Origin of the sequence: Mycobacterium genavense ATCC 51234, from assembly GCF_000526915.1 — a bacterium.
Taxonomy (GTDB): domain Bacteria; phylum Actinomycetota; class Actinomycetes; order Mycobacteriales; family Mycobacteriaceae; genus Mycobacterium; species Mycobacterium genavense.
Genome location: NZ_JAGZ01000002.1, coordinates 472,792 through 492,439, shown reverse-complemented (window position 1 = coordinate 492,439; position 19,648 = coordinate 472,792). Strand labels below are relative to the sequence as shown.

Genomic DNA, 19,648 nt, shown 5'->3' with positions numbered 1-19,648 from the left:
GGTGCCTGTGCTCGGCACCCTGCGGCGGGCCGCCTTGCCGTGACAGTGGCGGCTGCTGCGGTTGGCCTCGGTCGCCGCCGCGATCGGGCTGTGGCAGGTGCTGACCGCCGACAAGGTGCGGCTGCTGCTGCGGTTCGACACGCTGCCTACCGTCACCCAGATCGTGCACGCGCTGCAGCGTCGGCTCGGCACCTATGAGTACTGGCTCGACCTGGCGCAGTCGCTGATCCGGATCCTCACCGGCTTCGGGCTGGCCGCCGTGATCGGTGTCGCCACGGGCGTGCTGCTGGGGCGTTCCCGGTTGTTCGCCAACACCTTCGGCCCGCTGACCGAGCTGCTGCGGCCGGTGCCGGCGATCGCGATGGTTCCGGTCGCGATCCTGCTGTTCCCGACCGACGAGGCCGGCATCGTGTTCATCACCTTCCTGGCCGCCTACTTCCCGATCCTGGTCAGCACCCGGCACGCGGTGTGGGCGCTGCCCACCTTGTGGGAGGACTCGGTGCGCACCCTGGGCGGCAACCGGTGGGACGTGCTGAAAGAGGTGGTGCTGCCGGGCATCCTGCCGGGAGTGTTCGGCGGCCTGTCGGTCGGCATAGGGGTGGCGTGGATCTGCGTGATCTCCGCGGAGATGATCTCCGGGCGCCTCGGCATCGGCTATCGCACCTGGCAGGACTACACCGTGCTGGCCTACCCCCAGGTGTTCGTCGGCATCATCACGATCGGCGTGCTCGGATTGGCGACCGCCGCCGCCGTCGAACTGGTCGGCCGCCGGGTGACCCGCTGGCTGCCGCGCGCACAGGAGGCGCAACGATGACCGCCGGAATGAGTCTGGAATTGGATGGAGTTCGCTTGTCCTACACCGGATCCCCGGTGATCGACGGGCTGAGCCTGACCGTGCGCCCGGGGGAGATCCGGGTGCTGACGGGTCCGTCCGGCTGCGGCAAGTCGACGGTGCTGCGCGCGATCGCGGGACTGCTGCGCCCCGACGCCGGCCGCATCCTGGCCGACGGCGCCGACGTGACCACCACCTCGGGGGACCGGGGCATGGTGTTCCAGGACAACGCGTTGCTGCCGTGGCGCAGCGTGCGGTCCAACATCGAGTTGGCCCTGCGGCTGCGCGGGGTCCCGCGCTCGGGGCGCCGCGCCGAGGCCGACCGCTGGATCGCCGAACTGGGTCTCACCGGCTTCGGCGACTTCCTGCCCAAGAGCCTGTCCGGCGGCATGCGCCAACGCGTGGAGCTGGCCCGCGGGCTGGCCGGAACGCCGCGCGAGGTGATGATGGACGAACCGTTCGGCGCGCTGGACACCCAAACCCGAACGGCCATGCAGCGATTGCTGATCGAAACCTGGCGCGCACACCCAACCACGATCGTCTTCGTCACCCACGACGTCGACGAGGCGCTGCTGCTGGGCGACCGGATCGCCGTACTGGGCAAGGCCGGCCAGCCGTTGCGCGCCCTGATCGACGTGCCGGAGCCCCGGGTCGATCGGCAGTGCACCGCGCTGCGCATCGAAGTCATTGCCGCACTGGATCATTCCGTGGTTGCAGCATGATGGAGGCGCCCGATCTGACACCGGTGCGGCTGGACTGTGACGTGCTGGTCATCGGCGGTGGAACCGCTGGAACCATGGCGGCGCTGTCGGCCGCCGAGAACGGTGCGCAGGTGCTGCTGCTGGAGAAGGCCCACGTGCGGCACTCCGTGGCGCTGGCCATGGGCATGGACGGGGTCAACAACGCCGTCATCCCGGGCAAGGCCGAACCAGAGGACTACGTCGCGGAGATCACCCGCACCAACGACGGAATCGTCAACCAGCGCACCATCTATCAGACGGCCAGCCGCGGATTCGCGATGGTGCAGCGGCTGGAGCGGTACGGGGTGAAGTTCGAGAAGGACTCCCACGGCGAGTACGCGGTGCGCCGGGTGCACCGTTCGGGTTCCTACGTGTTGCCGATGCCCGGGGGCAAAGACGTCAAGAAGGCTCTGTACCGGGTGCTGCGGCAGCGCTCGATGCGGGAGAAGATCCGGATCGAGAACCGGCTGATGCCGGTGCGGGTGCTGGTTCAGGACGGGCGCGCGGTGGGTGCGGCCGCATTGCACACGCGCACCGGCGAATTCGTCGCGATCGGCGCCAAGGCGGTGATCCTGTCGACGGGGGCGTGCGGCCGGCTCGGGCTGCCCGCGTCAGGCTACCTGTACGGCACCTACGAGAACCCGACCAACGCCGGCGACGGGTACGCGATGGCCTACCATGCGGGCGCCGAGCTGTCCGGCATCGAGTGGCTTTCAGGTCAATCCGCTGATCAAGGACTACAACGGCCCGGCGTGCGCCTATGTGGCCAACCCGTTCGGTGGTTACCAGGTCAACGCCGACGGCGAGCGGTTCGTCGACTCCGACTACTGGTCGGGGCAGATGATGTCGGAAGTCAAACGCGAAATCGACTCCGCACGCGGGCCGATCTACCTCAAGGTGTCTCACCCGCCCGACGAGACGCTGACGGCGCTGGAGAACATCCTGCACACCACCGAGCGGCCCACCCGTGGCACCTTCCACGCCAACCGCGGCCACGACTACCGCACTCACGACATCGAGATGCACATCTCCGAAATCGGCCTGTGTAGCGGGCATTCCGCTTCCGGGGTGTGGGTGGACGAGCACGCGCGAACCACGGTTCCCGGGCTGTATGCCACCGGCGACCTGGCGTGTGTCCCGCACAACTACATGATCGGGGCATTCGTCTTCGGCGATCTGGCCGGCACCCACGCCGCCTCGACGCTGCTCGATATCGCTGCGCCGCAACAACTTCCGGAGGAGCAATTGCGGGCCGCGCACGAACTGATCTACCGGCCGCTGCGGCACCCGGACGGCCCGCCGCAGCCGCAGGTCGAATACAAGCTGCGCCGGTTCGTCAACGACTATGTGGCCCCGCTGAAGACGGCGGCCAAGCTGTCCATCGCGGTGCGCACCTTCGACCGGATGCAAGACGAGATCGCCGTCATGGGGGCCCGCAATCCGCACGAGCTGATGCGGGCCGTGGAGGTGTCGTTCATCCGCGACTGCGCCGAGATGGCGGCGCGGTCCTCGCTGACCCGCACCGAATCCCGGTGGGGCCTCTACCACGAACGCGCCGACCTGCCGGTCCGCGACGACAGCCAGTGGGGCTACCACCTGAACCTGCGCAAGGGACCCGACGGCGCGATGGTGTTCCTCAAGCGCCCGGTGGCCCCGTACCTGGTGTCGGTCCCGGAGCTGGACGGCCTGCCGCCGGCCGACCAGACGGTGCACGAGGTGGCGCAGCCGCCGCTGGTCGGCGGCAAGGCCCCGGCCACGGCCGGCTCGCGAATCGCCTCGGCGGCAACCACGTTCGAGCCGCCGTCACCGCGGATCGCGCAGGTGCTCGCCCTCGAGGAGCCGACGGTCGCCGACCTGCAACCGTATCTGGCCGACATCGATCCGGGGGTGCGCCGCACCGCCGTGGCGACCCTCACCGAGCACCTGCCCGACGGGTACGCGCCCGCGCTGTTCGCCGCGCTCGACGACGCCGACGCCGGGGTGCGCCGCGCCGGCGCCGAGGGGATCCGGGAGCTGGTCGAGGTGCTGCCCGACCCGGCCGGCGCCGAGCCGTATCTGCAGTCGGCCGACACGGTGGCGCGGGCAGCCGCGGTGTATCTGCTGGCCGCCCGGAAGGCCGGTGCGGCCGGCCAATACCGCCGGGCGCTCGACGATCCCGATCACCGGGTGCGCATCGAGGCGGTACGGGCGCTGGTCTCGGTCGACGACGTGGCCGGGGTCCAGGCGGCCACCCGCGACGAGAGCCGCGAGGTCCGCATCGCCGCGGTGGCCGGCCTGGCCACGCTGCGGGCCGGTGCCGGGGCCGTCAGCGCGCTGATCGCCGACACCGACCCGTTGGTGCGCGCGGCCGCGCTGGCCGCACTCGGTGAATTGGGCTGCAGCGCAGACGATTTCAACGCAGTCGAAAAGGCGTTGCAGGCGCCGGCCTGGCAGGTCCGCGAAGGCGCGGCGCGTGCGCTGTCCGGTGCGGCCACCGAGCTTGCGGTGCTTGCGATTTCGCGGCTGGCCGATGCGCTGTCCGACGCGCATCTGGACGTGCGCAAGGCGGCGGTGCTCAGCCTGACCCGCTGGGCCGACGAGGCCGCGGCCCGCGACGCGCTTGGTATCGCGCTCAAGGACAGCGACGCCGACGTGCGGGCCTATGCGCGCCGGGCACTGGACGGCGTCTGACCCGGTTCACGCCATCGCCGCCGCCCACGCGATCTGCCCCTGCAAGCCCAGCGACGTCACCGTTTCGCGGTAGCGATCCCGCAGACTTTCGTGCGTCGCGGTGTCGCCGTGCGCCCGCGCCAGCAGCGCGCGCAGCCGCAACAGCACGACGTCGCGCATGGTCTGGCCGTCGTCGGACGGCGCCGTGGCCAACCGCTCGATCACGGCCTCGACCTCGGCCACGTCGGAATCGGCCCCGCGCTCGAGCAGCGTGTGCACCAGCAGGGCGGCCGTCGGCACGCCCCACGCCAGCAGTCGCCCGCCGGCGAACAGCGTCTCGACCGCGGCGCGCATCAGCGGGATCGCGCCGTCCCGATCGCCGCGCCGCGCCATCTCACGCGCCAAGTAGGCGTTCACCAGCGGCAATTCACCCGAGGTTGTGGCCCCGACGCAAGAAGGCCTCGGCCACCTCGGCCAATACCGCTTGTCCGCGTTCGCGTTCGGCGGCCGTCGGCCGCTCCACCAGTGCCACGCCCAAGGTCATTTGCGTGTAGGCCAACCGCGAGGTTGTCGCTGGATCGTTCGGCGATTCGCAGGGCATCCTCGATCTCGCGCACCGCGTCGTCGTCGGCCGTCAGGACCCCGAGCGGTATACCACCGAAGTAGACCCAGCTGACCACCGTGGCGTAGGACATGTGGTCGGCGTTGCGGGCCATGGTCAGGCCTTGCCGCAGGTCGTCGTGCCAGCCGGGGCGGCCCAGCCAATACCGGGCGATGCCGCGCGACGCGAAAGCGAGCGCCAACGGCGAGCCGAAGATGACCTTGCCCTTGCGGGGGTCACCGTCGGCCAAATCGATGACGCGCTGCGACCATTCCAGCGTGTCGCACCACTCTGTGTTCAGCGCCTTGGCGTAGATGGACGCAAACGACAGCCCCACCGTCAAGTTCGGATCGTCGATCGACTCGATGAGGGCCATCGCTTCGGACGCCAGCGCCGACGCCTCGCGTGTCCGGGCCTGATACGCGTGATGCATCACGAGACCGGACATCCCGATGGCCAGCGACACCTTGTCCCCGGCGGCGGCGCACAACTCCCGCAAGTCGCCCAGGCGGGCGTCCGCGACGTCCACCCGGGCGACAAACGCGAGGCCGCACAACATGGTGCGCGGGGCGATGCGCAGGGCCGTCCGGTTCGGGTCTTCGGCTCCCAAGGCATCGGCGATCCGGATGGCGCGCTCCCAACTCAGCCGCGCCGCGTTGATGTCGCGCCTGTTCGCCCACGATCCGGCGCGCATGTGCCAGCCGTAGGCGGTGTGCAGATCACCGGCGACCTCCAGATGCTCGGCGATCAGCGCGGCGTTTTGGTCGGCCGATTGCGGTTCGCCGGCTTCGATCGCGGCGGCGAGCCGCCGATGCATCTGGACCCGATCGGACTTCAGCTGTGATTCGTAGGCCACCGCGTGAATCAGGTTGTGCCGGAACGCATATTCGGCGCGCGGGGCGAACCGCACCTGGTCGATGAGCTCCGCGGCGATCAGCTCCTCGACGGATGCGGTGATGCCCAGGCTGCTCAGCAGGTCGGAGTTGAACCGGGGCCCCGATGACCGCCGCCGCACTGAGCGTTCGCTTGGCGGCCGGGCCCAGTCGGTCGATGCGGGCGGCGATGGTCGCCTGCACCGTGGCGGGCACGCGGACCTCGCCGACGTCGGTGGTGCAGGTGTGGCTGCCGCGCTGGCCCACCAGCACGCCGCGTTCGGCGAGCTCGCGAACGATCTCCTCGGCGAAAACGGGTTACCGGCCGCCCGTTCGGCGACGACCTCGCCGATCCGGCGCACGGACTGGTCGGTGCCCAACAGTTCGGCGACCATCGTCGCGGTCTCCGAATCACTCAGCGCCCCAAGGGCAATGGTCTGGGCCTCGGCGAGACGCCCCAGCGCCCGGTGATATTCCGGCCGATAGGTCACCAGCACCAGCGACGGCGTCTGCGGGATCACCGAGAACAAGTCGACCAGCAGGGATTCGCTGACCTCGTCGATCCAGTGCGCGTCCTCGACGATGAAGACCGCGGGTTCGCCGCGGGCCAGCTGGGCCGCGTTGATCAGCGCTGTCAACCGGCGCCGCCGCGCGTCCGGGTCGATCTTGGGCGGCGCCGCATTGGGATCGGCTATGCCGAGCAACTCGTCCAGCAGCAGTAGATCCTGCGGATCCGCGTCGGAAACCTGCGCGCGCACCCGTGCTCGTGCCGCGTCGTCGTCGAGGCCGCGTAACTGCCAGAAGGCGCGCAACAGACGGGCCGCCACCCGGAACGAGACGTCGGCGGCGTGCGATTCACAAAACGTGGTGAACACCTCGACGTCACGAGTTTCGGCCAGCCGCATGGCCTCTCGGACGAGCCGGGTCTTCCCGACGTCGGCGGGGCCGACCACCGAGACCACGGACCCGCGACCACCAACCGCGCGATCGACCATGGCGGCCAGCGCCGACATTTCCCACTCGTGACCCACCAGCCTCGAATACGAGGGACCGGTCCGTTCCAGTTGCCCGGCCACGCTGACCAGCTGCCGCGTCGGCACCGCATTCTCGGCGCCCTTGATGCGCACCAGTTGCGGCTCTGCCAGCACCGCGGCGCCCTCCACCAGCCGCGCGGTGGACTCGCTCAGCATCACCGTGCCGGGTGCCGCGACCGACTCCATCCGCTGAGCCATCCCGACCTGCGTACCGATCGCGGTGTAACGCAAACCCGCAGAACCGATATCGCCGGCCACCACCTGGCCGGAATTGAGACCCACCCGCAGCCGCAGGCCGATGCCGTCGCGGCGGTTGATTTCGACGGCAAGGCGCTTGGCCTCGTCCTGAATACCCAGCGCGGTCAAACACGCCCGCAGCGCGTGGTCCTCCAGAGCGGTCGGGGCGCCGAACACGGCCATGATGCCGTCGGCGGTGAACTGGTCGAGCGTGCCGCCGTAGCGCTGCACCACCGCCGCCGACGAGGTGACCAGCGCGGCCATGATCTCGCGCCACCACTCGGGACCCACCGCGCCCGCCATGTCCATCGAGCGCACGACGTCGGCGAACAGCACCGTTACCTGCTTGTACTCCGCCGGCGTGTCGGCCTTGGCAACGGGGGAGCCACATCCGTGACAGAACCGGGCATTCTCGAGTGGCTCGATCCGACACGTGCGGCACGCAATTCCGGCCGTCATGCGTCCCTCCGCCGATCCGGACCCAAAGTTTCGGTGTTCTGGCTTAGGCGACTCGGGCGTGCGCCCCGGCCGGTGAGTGTGCATCCGCGTGTTTGAGTGTGCGGTCACGCCGGCGACACGCCGCGGCAGCCCGCCGGGGTCGCACACCGAAAACCCTGACCGCGCAACGAAATCCGTCAGCGCACAACGAAAGCCGCGCGCGAATTCAACGCAGGGCCATGCCGTAGAGCAGGGCGTCTTGCGGTTCGGGTCCCATCGTGGGGTAGACGGCGTGACGTGTCAGCCGGGCCTCCTGCACGAACCCGGCCCGCTCCAGCAGACGCGCCGACCGAATGTTGTCGACACTGCAGGTCGCCCAGACCCGCACCAGCTCCCGGTCGGCCCGCAGCGCGGTCAACAGCATGTCCAGCACCTCCGACATCAAGCCCTTGCCCCACCACTTGCGGCCCAGGCAGTAGCCGATCTCCACCGATTCGGGCGCCGAGCGGCGGCAACTGGTCAGCCCGATGACGTCGCCGCTGTGCCGCAGCTCGACGGCCCACGTCCGCTCGTCGTCGCTGGCGTTGAGTTTCTCGGCGATCACCCGCCGCGTCGTCGCCACGTCCGGATGCGGCGACCACAGCAGATATTTCGTGACCGCACGGTCGCGGGCGACCCGTTGGTACAGCGCACCGGCGTCGGCGAGCGTGGGCAGCCGCAGCAGCAGCAGTCCGCCGACGATGCGATCGGGTGGGTAGCCGGGCACGGCGCTAGAGGCCGAGCGCTTGATAGGTGCGGCGGACGAACTTCGGTTGCGCGGTGCGGAGTTTCGCCAACGACGTGTTACCCGCGACGGCGGTGGCCGCGTCCACGGTCAGGTCGGGCAGGTTCTGGATCAGATACAGCAGGATCAGATCCGCCGACGGATCGGCCTGCCACCAGGTCCCGTAGGCGCTCGGCCAGCTGAACGTCCCCATGCCGCCCGGCCCGTACAGCGGCGTGGCCTTCGCCGGATCGGTCACCACCGACAGGTTCAGTCCGAACCCGCGGCCCATCCAGTACGGCGCGCCCAAAAAGTCGTGCCGCTTCTGGTCGTCGGTGAGCCGGTCGGTCCGCATCAGGCGGACCGATTCGGGCGACAACACCCGCACGCCGTCGACGGTCCCGTCGCCGAGCAGCTTCCGGATGAAGCGCAGGTAGTCGTGCGCGGTCGACCACAACCCGCCGCCGGCGTTGCAGAACGAGGGCGGCGTGATGTGCGGCGGGCCCATCACGTCGTGCCGCAACCGGTGCTCGTCGTCGAGCGAATACATGGTCGCGGCCCGCCGCCGGGCTTCGGGCGAGACGAAGAAGCCGGTGTCGGGCATGCCCGTCGGGCCCAGCACCCGCTCGTCGAGCACCTCGTGGAACGGTTTGCCGTCGACCCGAGAAGCGATGACGCCCAACAGATCTATGGAGTGGCTGTAGGTAACCCGTTCACCGGGCTGGTGCACCAGCGGCAGCTTGGCGAGTTCGGCCAGCCACACATCCGGGCCCTGGTTGAAGGGCAACCGCAGGTAGGCCCGGGAGATCGGCCCGGAAACCGAGAATCCGTAGGCCAGGCCGCTGGTGTGGGTCAGCAGATCCTCGATCAGGATCGCGCGGTCGACGGGGTGGGTGCGGTCCAGCGGGCCACGCGGGTTATCGAGCACCGCCGGGTTGGCCAGCTCCGGCGCCCACCGCGCGATCGGGTCCTTGAGCGTTAGCTTGCCCTCGTCGACCATGCTCATGATCGCGGCCACGGTGACCGGCTTAGTCATCGACGCGATGCGGAAAAGCGTGTCTTGCTGCATCGGCAGCCCCGCGCCGACGTCTCGGTAGCCGATCTCGTTGACCTGCAGGATTTCTCCGCGCTGCCAGACCACCGTCGCTGCGCCGGCGAGCAGGCCGGCGTCGCAGACCTCGCGAATGGAGGCCTGATTGCCATCGAGATTCACCCGGTCAGGGTAGCCCGCGGCCGGTTAGCCCCGTTGCGCGCGTAGCGCTCAGGACGCCTCGTGCCTGCGGGCACGCCGCGGCTGATCGGTGCCGGGGCGATCGGTGGCGCGTTGTCACGGGTGACGAACCCGATCAACGGTCGGGGCGTCGCGTCGGCCGTGTCATTCACGCACCCGAGCTCATGGGCGAAACCTGGTAATTCGCTTGGGGTTTGGGCGGGTCCGCGGACTGCGGTGATGAACCGGCGAGGGCCGGCTATTCCGGCCGGGCAAACGGGCGAAGACGGCGGCGGGTCTGGTGATCCGGTGCGCCGGCCTCGCCGTCTCGGTGTTTGCCTCGCGTGTAGTCGCCCTGCCAGTCCACCCGGTCGCCCGCGGCAACCCTGGCCAGTTGCTCGGCGTGCTTTGCCGCGTCGCGTTCGCGAAGGAACAACTCGTGCTTGCGCTGTAGCTCTGCGTCGGCGGCCAGGGGCCGGATTTCGGGGGTGAACTCCTCGAGTTCGCCGCGGCGCTGCGGGACGATCATGCAGATCGATTCGTCGACTTCGAATCGCACCGGCATCAGTTTGCGGGTGAACTTCCAGCTCATGCTGAAACTGGCACTCGCCCAATCGGTTTCGACGACACCTTCCAGCGCGCAGACAGCGTCCTTGGGATAGTTTGCCGGTCCCCGGACCAACAGGTTGTAACCGGGCGGGGTGCGGAACAGCAGCGGCAGGCGCCAGGTCAGGATGCCGTTGCCGAAATGGCCGGCGGGCAGGAACTGATCGGCCCGGTACTGATCGGGTTCGACCATCACGTCCATGCTCTCCTGGGCTATCCAGGTGGCGGTGAACGCACACGGATTGCGCAGCTCCCAGCCGCTTTGGTTGGCGATCAGCATCGGCAAACAGCGACTGGGCCAACCCTCGTCCGCCTCGGCCTGGGCCGTCATCCACGCCCGGCTCACCGGGGCGGGGGCGATCGGCGGCGCGTTGTCGCTGGTGATGTACCCGATCAGCGGGCGGGCCGGCCCGTCGGCGTTGTCGCTCACGCGAGACAGATTAGCTGCGAACCCGTCGCGACGCCCACGGCTCGTCAGCGCCGCTGCGCGCGGACGTACCAGAACGCCATCTCGATCTCGCTGCCGTCGACCTCGCGTCGCATGGTAGCGGGTTCCAGCGCCTCGATATCCCAACCGGCGCCGTCGAGGACGTCGCGCAGGGTCTGCTCGGACACCGATGGCCGGGGCCGTTCCCGGTCGGGCGGGTTGGCGTCGGAGAAGCAGCTGATCAGCAGCGTGGCGCCCGGCCTGGCGACGCGGTGCGCGGCAGCCGCGTAGCTGCGCTTGCCCTCGTCGTCCAGGCAGTGAAACATCCCGCTGTCGACGATGGAGTCGAACGCTTGCGGGTAGCCCTCGAGCTTGGTGGAGTCGGCCACCGCGAACGTGACGTCGACTCCGGCGTCCTTGGCGCGCTGCTCGGCGGTGCTCAGCGCGGTCGGGGAGATATCCAGCCCCGTTACCGGGTGGCCGTTCTTGGCCAGGTAAACGGCATTGTCGCCCAGCCCGCAGCCGATGTCCAATACGTTGCCGTAGATCCAGCCGCCGGTGTGCCAGTGGATGACATTTTCCTTGGGCGCCTTGGTATCCCATGGCGGGACGGGCATCGGCGGGATGCCCTCGCCCGGGCTCTCGCCGCGGTACAGGGCGTCGAAATCCATGCGTTGCAATCCGGACGGAAAGCCGGAGGGGTTACTGGCTGTCATTTCCGCCAGCGTAGCCCGCGCGGTGCCTGAAGGGCTCACCAAGATTTCATCACGGTTTCGGTTGCGCAAAGGTACGGCAGCGTACCTGTGATGCGCGGGCCGATGTCGCGCGGTTGGCTCTAATGTTGGGTGTTATGGCCGGACTGAGCAATCCCGTGAAGTGCTGTCGCACAGCGCTTCACGTCGCCGTGTCGGCAGTGGCGGCCGGGGCGCTCGGGCTCGGCGTCGCTCCCGCGGCTCACGCGGCCGCGGCGACGGCGACGTTGCAAATCGAACACACGTGGCAGACCGGGTTCATCGCCCACTTCACCGTCACCAATCCCAACCTGTCACCGATGACCGACTGGCGCATCGACTTCGACATGCCGGCCGGCCAATCCGTGTTGCACGCGTGGAACAGCACCGTGACCCAATCCGGCACGCACTATGTGGTGACGCCGGCGAACTGGGATCGCGAGATCGGCCCCGGCGGTACGGCCACCGGCGGTTTCCGGGGCGTGCTGAGCGGCACCTACACGCCGCCGTCCAATTGTGTGGTCAACGCGCAATATCCGTGCACCGTGGCATAGCCGCGAACGTCATTCGGCGGTGGGGGCACTCGCCGCGTATGCGGCGGCCGGCCGCTGCTCGACGGTAGCCGCACGGGCGGGCCGCGGCGCGTGAGTGCGGACCCGGCGGGACCACCAGAACCAGCGGCCCAGCAGGGTCGCAGCGGCTGGCATCATGAACGAGCGCACGATCAGCGTGTCGAACAGCAGCCCGATCATGATCGTGGTGCCGATCTGACCGACGACACGCAGATCGCTGGTCCCCATCGCGCCCATCGTGAACGCGAATACCAGGCCGGCGGTGGTGACCACTCCGCCGGTGCTGCCCATCGAGCGGATCATCCCGGTCTTGAGTCCGGCGCCGATTTCCTCCCGGAACCGGGCTGCCAGCAGCAGGTTGTAGTCCGATCCGACGGCCAGCATCACGATGATGGCCATCGCGAGCACCAGCCAGTGCAGCGGCGTGTGCAGCAGGTGCTGCCAGATCAGCACCGACAGCCCGAACGACGAGCCCAGCGAGATGGTGACCGTTCCCACGATGACCGCCGAGGCGACCACGCTGCCGGTGATGGCCAACATGATCATGAAAATCAGGCACAGCGCTGCGATCGCGGCGATCATCAGGTCATACCTGGACCCGTCGCGCTCGTCCTTGTCGGCGGACGCGGTGCCGGTCAGATAGATGTTGGCGGCCGCCAGCGGGGTGCCCTTGACGGCCTCGTCCGCGGCCTGCCGGATGGCGTCGATGTGTGAAATCCCTTCGGCCGTCGCGGGATCGCCCTTGTGGGTGATGAAGAACCGCGCCGCGCTGCCGTCGGGGGACAAGAACATGCTCAGCCCCCGCTTGAAGTCCGGATTGTCGAAGGCCTCCGGCGGCAGGTAGAAGAAGTCGTCGTTCTTGGCACCGTCGAAGGCCTGTCCCATCACGGTGGTGTTGCGTGTCAAGGCGTCCATCTGCGTGATCAACCCGGCGAAGGTGCTCGTCGCCGTTTGGGCAAGATCCTTGACCGTCTGCATTGCCATGATCAGCGGCGGCAGCTGCGCGAGCAGCTGCGGCATGATCCGGTCGAGCTGATCGGTGCTGTGTGACAGGTTGCCGACGTCCTCGCTGAGCCGGTCGATGCCGTCGACTCCGTCGAACAGCGACCGCAGCGACCAGCACAGCGGGATGTCGAAACAGTTTCGCTCCCAATAGAAATAGCTCCGCACCGGCCGCCAGAGGTCTTCGAAGTCGGACAGGTGGTCCCGCAATTCACCGGTAGTGTCCCGCATCTGGCGGGTGTCACCGGCCATGCCGTGCGTCACGTCGACGAGCTGGCGGGTCAAGTCCTGCATATGCAACGAGATATCGATCATTCGTTGCAGCTCCTCGGTCATCCTGGACATGTCGGCCACCCGGTCCCGCAGATTCTTGAGGTTCTCGATCGTGATGGCGCTTTGCGCGCTGATCTGGAACGGAATCGAGGCATGATCGATCGGGGAACCCAGCGGCCGGGTAATGCCTTGCACGCGTGCGATACCTGGCGTGTGGAAAATCGTGCGGGCGACCCGGTCCAGCACCAGCATGTCCGTCGGGTTGCGCAGGTCGTGGTCGGCCTCGATCATCAACAGCTCGGGCTCCATCCGGGCCGGCGCGAAGTGCCGGTCCGACGCCTGGAAGCCGACGTTCGACGGGGTGTCGGCCGGCAGGTAATAGTGCCCGTTGTAGCCGGTCTGATAGCTGGGCAGGACGACCAGCCCGATCAGCGATACCAGGATCGACGCGACGAGCACCGGGCCGGGCCAGCGGACGACGATGGTGCCGATGCGGCGCCAACGTCGGGTGTTCACCGTGCGTTTGGGGTCGAAGGCGCCGGATCGGCCGGCGGCGGCGACGACGGCCGGCGCCAGCGTCAGCGAGGCCACGATCACCACCAGGACCGAGATCGAACACGGCCACCCGAGCGTGTTGAAGACCGGAAGCCGGGTGAAACTCAGGCAGTACATCGCCCCGGCGACGGTCAGCCCGGAACCGAGGATCACGTGGGCCGTTCCGTGAAACATGGCGTAGTAAGCGGCCTCTCGGTCCAGACCGGCCGAGCGGGCCTCCTGATAGCGGCCGATCAGGAAGATGACGTAGTCGGTTGACGCCGCGATCGCCAGTGCGACAAGCACATTCACGGCGAACGTCGACAGGGCGATGACGTCGTTGTTGGCCAGCGTGGCGATGACGCCCTCGGCGGTCAGCAGCTCCAGGCCCACCGTCAGCAGCACGAACACCACGGTGGTCAGCGAGCGGTACGCGATGAAGAGCATCAGCGCGATCACGACGATGGTGATCAGGGTGATCTTTTCCAGGCTGCGGTCGCCGTAGCTATGGGTATCGCCGTTGAGCGGGCCGGGGCCGGTCAGGTAGGCCTTGATCCCGGGCGGCGGCGGCACGCCGTCCATGATGCGCTGCACGGCGGCGACGGATTCGTTGGCCACCGAGCTGCTTTGGTCGCCGGCCAGGTACAGCTGAACGTAGGCGGCCTTGCCGTCGGTGCTCTGCGACCCGGCCGCGGTCAGGCTGTCGCCCCAGAAGTTCTCGACGTGCTCCAGGTGGGCTTTGTCGCCGGACAGTTTGGCGATCAGCGTGTCGTAAAACCGATGCGCGTCATCGCCCAGCTTGTCTTGGCCTTCCAGCACCACCATTGCGGTGGTGTCGGAGTTGAACTGCTGGAAAACCTTGCCGATGCGCTTCATGGCGATCAGCGACGGTGCGTCGTGGGCGCTGTACGAAACGGCATGTGTCCCGGCGACTTCGGACAGCAGCGGGGTCGCCGTGTTCAGCACCGCACACAGTGCCACCCAGAACAGGATGATCAGCAGCGCCAGCCGTCGGATCGTCCGGCCGGCGGCACGCACCCGCCCGCCGTCGCTCATGCGGACTTCACCAGGCAGCTGGTCGCGGCGTGGTGCGAGGTGACGGTAAGTTCTTCGCGCACAACACCATTGACGGTGATCCGGCAACCGAGGGTGCCACCGTCGCCCTGCGCCACGACGTTGGCCACCACCGCAGTGAGCGTGGTGTCGATGCGCAGCGTCCAGGGCACCGTCGCGTTGTCGACCTCCTGCGGCTGCGCGTCGGCGTCCAGGTAATGGATGGTTGCCGTCGTGCCGGCCGGGCCGAAATCTCGTAGACGACGTGCTTGGGATTGAACGCGACGATCGCGTCGGCGTTGCTTTTGACCGCAACATGTTGGTGTGCCCCGAAAATGCCGTGCAGCCGGGCGACGACGACGGCACCGACCGTCACGACGACGAGCATGACGATCGGAATCCAGATGCGTCGGAGAATGCCGGTCATCCGAGCTTCGCGGGGTTCACCGCGCGCATCGCCCGGGCGAATCCACTCGCCAGGTCCGCCATGTCGGCGCGCACCCACACCAGCAGCGATTCGCCTTGGGCAAAGCCGAGATTGAGGTCGAGATAGAACCGCACATCGGGATCGTGGTCGAGTCGCCGCAGCCGCGACGGGTCATGCGGCGCGGCCGAACGCACCACCCACGGGTTCTCGTTGACCGGGATGTAGTGCCGGCGCGGGCCCAGCGCACGCACCAGCGCGTCGACGTCGCCTGGGGTCCGGCGCCGGCGGCTCGGATAAATCGTCGGCATCGTCACTGCGAGCCGGCGGTAGGTGGCCCGGGTCAGATAGGCCAGCGGGGTGTGCGGTTCGCGCAGCCGGACGCGGATCCCCTGGCCGAGGATGAACAGCGAAGCCGACGGGCCGCCGCGATAGTGCGACCGGAAGAATCCGCCGCCGCCCATCACGGCGTGCATGCGGCCGCCGTGCTCGATGCGGTCGATCGCGGCGAACGCAAAACCCGCGAGCTCGTCGCGCGCGCCGTAGAAAAGTGCGAGCCGAACCCGCGGCGCGCCGAAGACCAATTCGTCGAACGCCGCGGGTGTGTAGCCGTGCAGCGTCTCGCTGTAGATGTCGTAGAGCTCGCCGGCCAGCTCACCGCGCCGCCGGGCCCCCAGGCATTCCGATCGCAGGTATTCACGGCGCACGATGCGTTCGGTCGCGGGGCGCGCGGCGGGCATCGGGTACTGGCCCGGCGGAGGCGCGGCACACGACTTAATAGCACGCGAACTCGCGCTGCGCATGAAAACTCCTATTCGAATTCAAGAAATGGCGAACACTCAAATGAGTTTGTCGCCTGCGGTTAGAATCTTTGCATTAGGCGAGAAGGTTTGCAACTGATAATTTTTGGTGAATTAACACCGACGCGTCAATGAAATCGCCCGCCGAATCCCCAAAGGACACCAACCCCGGTATCAGCAGTTCAATCTGGCTGGGAGCCAGTGCTGCGATGCCGCAAGACGGTCGGTCGGCTCGCTTAAGATACTCGTCAGTCGCCGGCTACCCGGTATTCCGTTGCTATTGCCCTGATGCTGCGAATTTTCGCTATTGTACGTAGATTTAACAGTGCGCTATTGACGGGCCGTGCGCGATATCGCGAAAATTCGGTGCGCCGCGGATGGCCATTTCAGTTTCGGCGACATAGCGCGGTCCGCACGGGGACCGGGCGCGTCCGACATCGTCGCGCGAGCCGGGTGATGCTACGCTGCCGGACAGTCGACATCCTTTAACGATCCGTCCGGAGAGGCGGAGAAGGAGGTCAAGGTTTCGCATGAGTGCCGCGGGTGATGCCGCATCCGGCCGCGAATTGATGTCGGCGGCCGACGTCGGCCGAACCATTTCCCGTATCGCGCACCAGATCATCGAAAAGACCGCGCTCGACGGTGCCGACGCGCCACGCGTGGTGCTGTTGGGAATCCCCACCCGGGGGGTCAGTCTGGCCGCGCGGCTGGCCGCCAACATCGGTGAATTCTGCGGTGTCGAGGTCGGCCATGGCGCCCTCGACATCACTTTGTACCGTGACGATTTGATGACCAAGCCGCCTCGGCCGCTGGAGGTCACCTCGATCCCGGCCGGCGGCATCGACGACGCGCTGGTGATCCTCGTCGACGACGTGATGTATTCCGGTCGCTCGGTGCGTTCGGCGCTAGACGCGCTGCGCGACGTGGGCAGGCCGCGGGCCGTGCAGCTGGCCGTGCTGGTCGACCGCGGCCATCGCGAACTGCCGATCCGCGCCGACTACGTGGGCAAGAACGTGCCGACCGCGCGCAACGAGAGCGTGCACGTCCAGCTGCGCGAGCACGACGATTGCGACGCCGTCGTCATCGGGAGGGACGCCGAATGAGGACCGCCTCATGACCAGACACCTGCTGGCCGCCGGCGACCTGTCCCGCGACGAGGCCACCGCGATCCTCGACGACGCCGACCGGTTCGCCCAGGCTCTGGTCGGGCGCGAGGTCAAGAAACTCCCCACCCTGCGCGGGCGCACCGTGGTGACGATGTTCTACGAGAACTCCACCCGCACCCGGGTCTCGTTCGAGGTGGCCGGAAAGTGGATGAGCGCCGACGTGGTCAACGTCAGCTCGGCCGGCTCCTCGGTGAACAAGGGAGAGTCGCTGCGCGACACCGCGTTGACGCTGCACGCGGCCGGCGCCGACGCGTTGATCATCCGGCACCCGGCCTCCGGGGCCGCGCACCTGCTGGCCGATTGGACGGCTCCTGGCGACCAGGACGGCGGCCCGTCGGTGATCAACGCCGGCGACGGCACCCACGAGCACCCGACCCAGGCGCTGCTGGACGCGCTGACCATGCGCCAGCGGCTGGGCTCCATCGAGGGCCGGCGCGTGGTGATCGTCGGCGACATCCTGCACAGCCGGGTCGCCCGCTCCAACGTGATGCTGCTGGCCACGCTGGGTGCCGAGGTGGTGCTGGTGGCACCGCCGACGCTGCTGCCGGTCGGCGTCGACAGCTGGCCGGCCACCGTCTCCTACGACTTCGACGCCGAGATGCCCGCCGCCGACGCCGTGCTGATGCTGCGGGTCCAGGCCGAGCGGATGAACGGTGGGTTCTTCCCGTCGGTGCGCGAATACTCGGTGCGCTACGGCCTTTCGGACCGGCGTCAGGCCATGCTGCCCGGCCACGCGGTGGTGCTGCACCCCGGCCCGATGGTGCGCGGCATGGAGATCGCGTCCTCGGTCGCCGACTCGTGGCAATCCGCGGTGCTGCAACAGGTTTCCAACGGCGTGCACGTGCGGATGGCGGTGCTGTTCCATGTGCTGGTCGGGGCGGAGGACATCGCGGCATGAGCGTGTTGATCCTCGGGGCGCGCCTTTACGGCGAAGGCGACCGGGTGGACGTCCTCGTCGAGGACGGTCAGATCGCCGAAATCGGCCCGGGCCTGGCCATCCCGGACACGGCCGACGTCATCGACGCCACCGAGCAGGTGCTGCTGCCCGGTTTCGTCGACCTGCACACCCACCTGCGCGAGCCGGGCCGCGAATACGCCGAGGACATCGAAACCGGTTCGGCGGCAGCGGCGTTGGGCGGCTACACGGCGGTGTTCGCGATGGCCAACACCACACCGGTGGCCGACAGCCCGGTGGTCACCGACCACGTCTGGCATCGCGGCCAGCAGGTCGGGCTGGTCGACGTGCACCCCGTCGGCGCCGTCACCGTCGGGCTGGCCGGGACCGAGCTCACCGAGATGGGCATGATGGCCGCCGGTGCCGCGCAGGTGCGGATGTTCTCCGACGACGGCAACTGCGTGCACGACCCGCTGATCATGCGCCGCGCCCTGGAATACACCACCGGGTTGGGCGTGCTGATTGCCCAGCATGCCGAGGAGCCGCGGCTGACCGTCGGCGCGGTGGCGCACGAAGGGCCCACCGCGGCCTGGCTGGGGCTCGCCGGATGGCCCCGGGCCGCCGAGGAATCGATCGTCGCCCGCGACGCGCTGCTGGCCCGCGACGCCCGCGCCCGCGTGCACATCTGCCATGCCTCCACCGCGGGAACCGTCGAGCTTCTCAAATGGGCCAAGGGTCAAGGCATTTCGATCACCGCGGAGGTCACGCCGCATCATCTGCTGCTCGACGACGGCCGGTTGGCCAGCTACGACGGGGTGAATCGGGTCAACCCGCCGCTGCGTGAGGCGGCCGACACGATCGCGTTGCGTCAAGCGCTGGCCGACGGGGTAATCGACTGTGTGGCCACCGACCATGCCCCGCACGCCGAGCACGAGAAGTGCTGCGAGTTCTCCGCTGCCCGCCCCGGGATGCTGGGGCTGCAGACCGCGCTGTCGGTGGTGGTGCAGACGATGGTGGCCCCCGGCCTGCTCGGCTGGCGCGACGTCGCCCGGGTGATGAGCGAAAACCCGGCGAGCATCGTCGGATTGCCCGATCACGGCCGGCCACTGGAGGTGGGGGAGCCGGCCAACCTGACCGTGGTGGACCCGGATGCGACCTGGACGGTCACCGGGGCGGATTTGGCCAGCCGCTCGGCCAACACCCCGTACGAGTCGATGACCTTGCCCGCCACCGTGACGGCCACGCTGCTGCGCGGCAAGATCACCGCCCGGGACGGGAAGTGCCCCGCATGAATACTGGAACGCTGGTGGGGTCGCTGGTGTTCGCCGCCGTGCTGGTGGTGCTCATCGCGGTGGCCATCCAGCTGATGATGATCGGCTGGCGCCGGCGCGCAGTGCGCCAGGAGGAGCTGATCGGTCACCTACCCGACATTCCCGACGAGGTGGGCACGGCGACCACCACGCTGCGCGGCGTCTATGTCGGCTCGACGCTGGCCCCGGAGTCCAATGAACGGGTCACGGCCGGCGATCTCGGATATCGCAGCAAGGCGGTGCTGAGTCGTTATCCCGAGGGAATCCTGCTGGAACGCATTCGCGCCAAACCGATTTGGATTCCGCAGAGCGCGATCTCGGAGGTGCGCACCGAGCGCTTCGCCGCCGGCAAGATCGCGGCCCGCAACGGGATTTTGGCCATCCGGTGGCGGCTGCCGTCGGGTGTCGAAATCGACACCGGATTCCGGGCGGGCAATCGCGGCGAATACGACGGCTGGCTCGGGGACGTGGCGTGAGCA

The 19,648-nt window shown here is 68.4% G+C and carries 13 protein-coding genes and 3 pseudogenes; 8 read left to right on the top strand and 8 right to left on the bottom strand.

All coding sequences use genetic code 11. The annotated features are described in order from the left end of the window. Positions 1 to 52 precede the first annotated feature (52 nt). From T428_RS26235 to T428_RS35305, 3 genes and pseudogenes are all read left to right on the top strand, one after another. Positions 53 to 814 (top strand): ABC transporter permease, encoded by a 762-nt coding sequence (locus tag T428_RS26235; RefSeq protein WP_051465143.1) that lies wholly within the window; start codon positions 53 to 55, stop codon positions 812 to 814. Beyond that, positions 811 to 1,554, top strand: coding sequence for an ABC transporter ATP-binding protein (locus tag T428_RS0106960; RefSeq protein ID WP_025735911.1), 744 nt, complete (start codon positions 811 to 813; stop codon positions 1,552 to 1,554). Before T428_RS26235 ends, T428_RS0106960 begins: the two co-directional genes overlap by 4 nt. Next, a pseudogene (locus T428_RS35305) lies at positions 1,554 to 4,242 on the top strand (fumarate reductase/succinate dehydrogenase flavoprotein subunit). The gene T428_RS0106960 and the pseudogene T428_RS35305 overlap by 1 nt, the downstream one beginning before the upstream one ends. Positions 4,243 to 4,248: 6 nt before the next feature. Here T428_RS35305 and T428_RS26220 read toward each other — a convergent pair. From T428_RS26220 to T428_RS0106930, 5 genes and pseudogenes are all read right to left on the bottom strand, one after another. Then, positions 4,249 to 7,424, bottom strand: a pseudogene (locus T428_RS26220) (ATP-binding protein). 205 nt (positions 7,425 to 7,629) lie between these two features. Then, positions 7,630 to 8,169 (bottom strand): GNAT family N-acetyltransferase, encoded by a 540-nt coding sequence (locus T428_RS0106945; RefSeq protein ID WP_025735910.1) that lies wholly within the window; start codon positions 8,167 to 8,169, stop codon positions 7,630 to 7,632. A 4-nt stretch (positions 8,170 to 8,173) separates the two neighbouring features. Then, positions 8,174 to 9,379: a serine hydrolase domain-containing protein gene (locus T428_RS0106940; protein WP_025735909.1), complete on the bottom strand. Its 1,206-nt coding sequence runs from the start codon at positions 9,377 to 9,379 to the stop codon at positions 8,174 to 8,176. 256 nt (positions 9,380 to 9,635) lie between these two features. Continuing rightward, the gene (locus T428_RS0106935) at positions 9,636 to 10,412 is read right to left on the bottom strand and encodes a DUF6065 family protein (RefSeq protein ID WP_025735908.1); all 777 of its coding nucleotides are present in this window, start codon (positions 10,410 to 10,412) and stop codon (positions 9,636 to 9,638) included. Positions 10,413 to 10,456: 44 nt separating this feature from the next. Continuing rightward, positions 10,457 to 11,089: a class I SAM-dependent methyltransferase gene (locus tag T428_RS0106930; RefSeq protein ID WP_156942888.1), complete on the bottom strand. Its 633-nt coding sequence runs from the start codon at positions 11,087 to 11,089 to the stop codon at positions 10,457 to 10,459. Between the two features lie 170 nt (positions 11,090 to 11,259). On the opposite strand from T428_RS0106930, the gene T428_RS0106925 reads away from it, so the two are divergent. Beyond that, positions 11,260 to 11,694, top strand: a complete 435-nt coding sequence (locus T428_RS0106925; protein WP_025735906.1) for a cellulose-binding domain-containing protein — start codon at positions 11,260 to 11,262, stop codon at positions 11,692 to 11,694. Between the two features lie 9 nt (positions 11,695 to 11,703). Here T428_RS0106925 and T428_RS0106920 read toward each other — a convergent pair whose 3' ends face one another. The 3 genes and pseudogenes from T428_RS0106920 to T428_RS0106910 form a co-directional block, all read right to left on the bottom strand. Continuing rightward, complete coding sequence (locus T428_RS0106920; protein WP_025735905.1) at positions 11,704 to 14,577, bottom strand: MMPL/RND family transporter; 2,874 nt, start codon at positions 14,575 to 14,577, stop codon at positions 11,704 to 11,706. Continuing rightward, positions 14,574 to 15,001: pseudogene (locus T428_RS26215) on the bottom strand (MmpS family transport accessory protein). The gene T428_RS0106920 and the pseudogene T428_RS26215 overlap by 4 nt, the downstream one beginning before the upstream one ends. Continuing rightward, a complete protein-coding gene (locus tag T428_RS0106910) occupies positions 14,998 to 15,801 on the bottom strand; it encodes a hypothetical protein (RefSeq protein ID WP_156942879.1) in 804 nt (267 codons plus the stop codon). The pseudogene T428_RS26215 and the gene T428_RS0106910 overlap by 4 nt, the downstream one beginning before the upstream one ends. Positions 15,802 to 16,328: 527 nt before the next feature. On the opposite strand from T428_RS0106910, the gene pyrR reads away from it, so the two are divergent. The 4 genes from pyrR to T428_RS0106890 are packed head-to-tail and all read left to right on the top strand — an operon-like array spanning position 16,329 to position 19,645. After that, entirely contained in the window at positions 16,329 to 16,901 is a 573-nt protein-coding gene (gene pyrR, locus T428_RS0106905; protein ID WP_025735903.1) for a bifunctional pyr operon transcriptional regulator/uracil phosphoribosyltransferase PyrR, read from the top strand. Positions 16,902 to 16,911: 10 nt separating this feature from the next. Beyond that, positions 16,912 to 17,862, top strand: coding sequence for an aspartate carbamoyltransferase catalytic subunit (locus tag T428_RS0106900; protein ID WP_025735902.1), 951 nt, complete (start codon positions 16,912 to 16,914; stop codon positions 17,860 to 17,862). Next, on the top strand, positions 17,859 to 19,151 hold the full coding sequence (locus T428_RS0106895) for a dihydroorotase (protein ID WP_025735901.1): 1,293 nt from the start codon (positions 17,859 to 17,861) through the stop codon (positions 19,149 to 19,151). Before T428_RS0106900 ends, T428_RS0106895 begins: the two co-directional genes overlap by 4 nt. Beyond that, the gene (locus T428_RS0106890; RefSeq protein ID WP_025735900.1) at positions 19,148 to 19,645 is read left to right on the top strand and encodes a PH-like domain-containing protein; all 498 of its coding nucleotides are present in this window, start codon (positions 19,148 to 19,150) and stop codon (positions 19,643 to 19,645) included. The genes T428_RS0106895 and T428_RS0106890 overlap by 4 nt, the downstream gene beginning before the upstream one ends. Positions 19,646 to 19,648 lie beyond the last annotated feature (3 nt).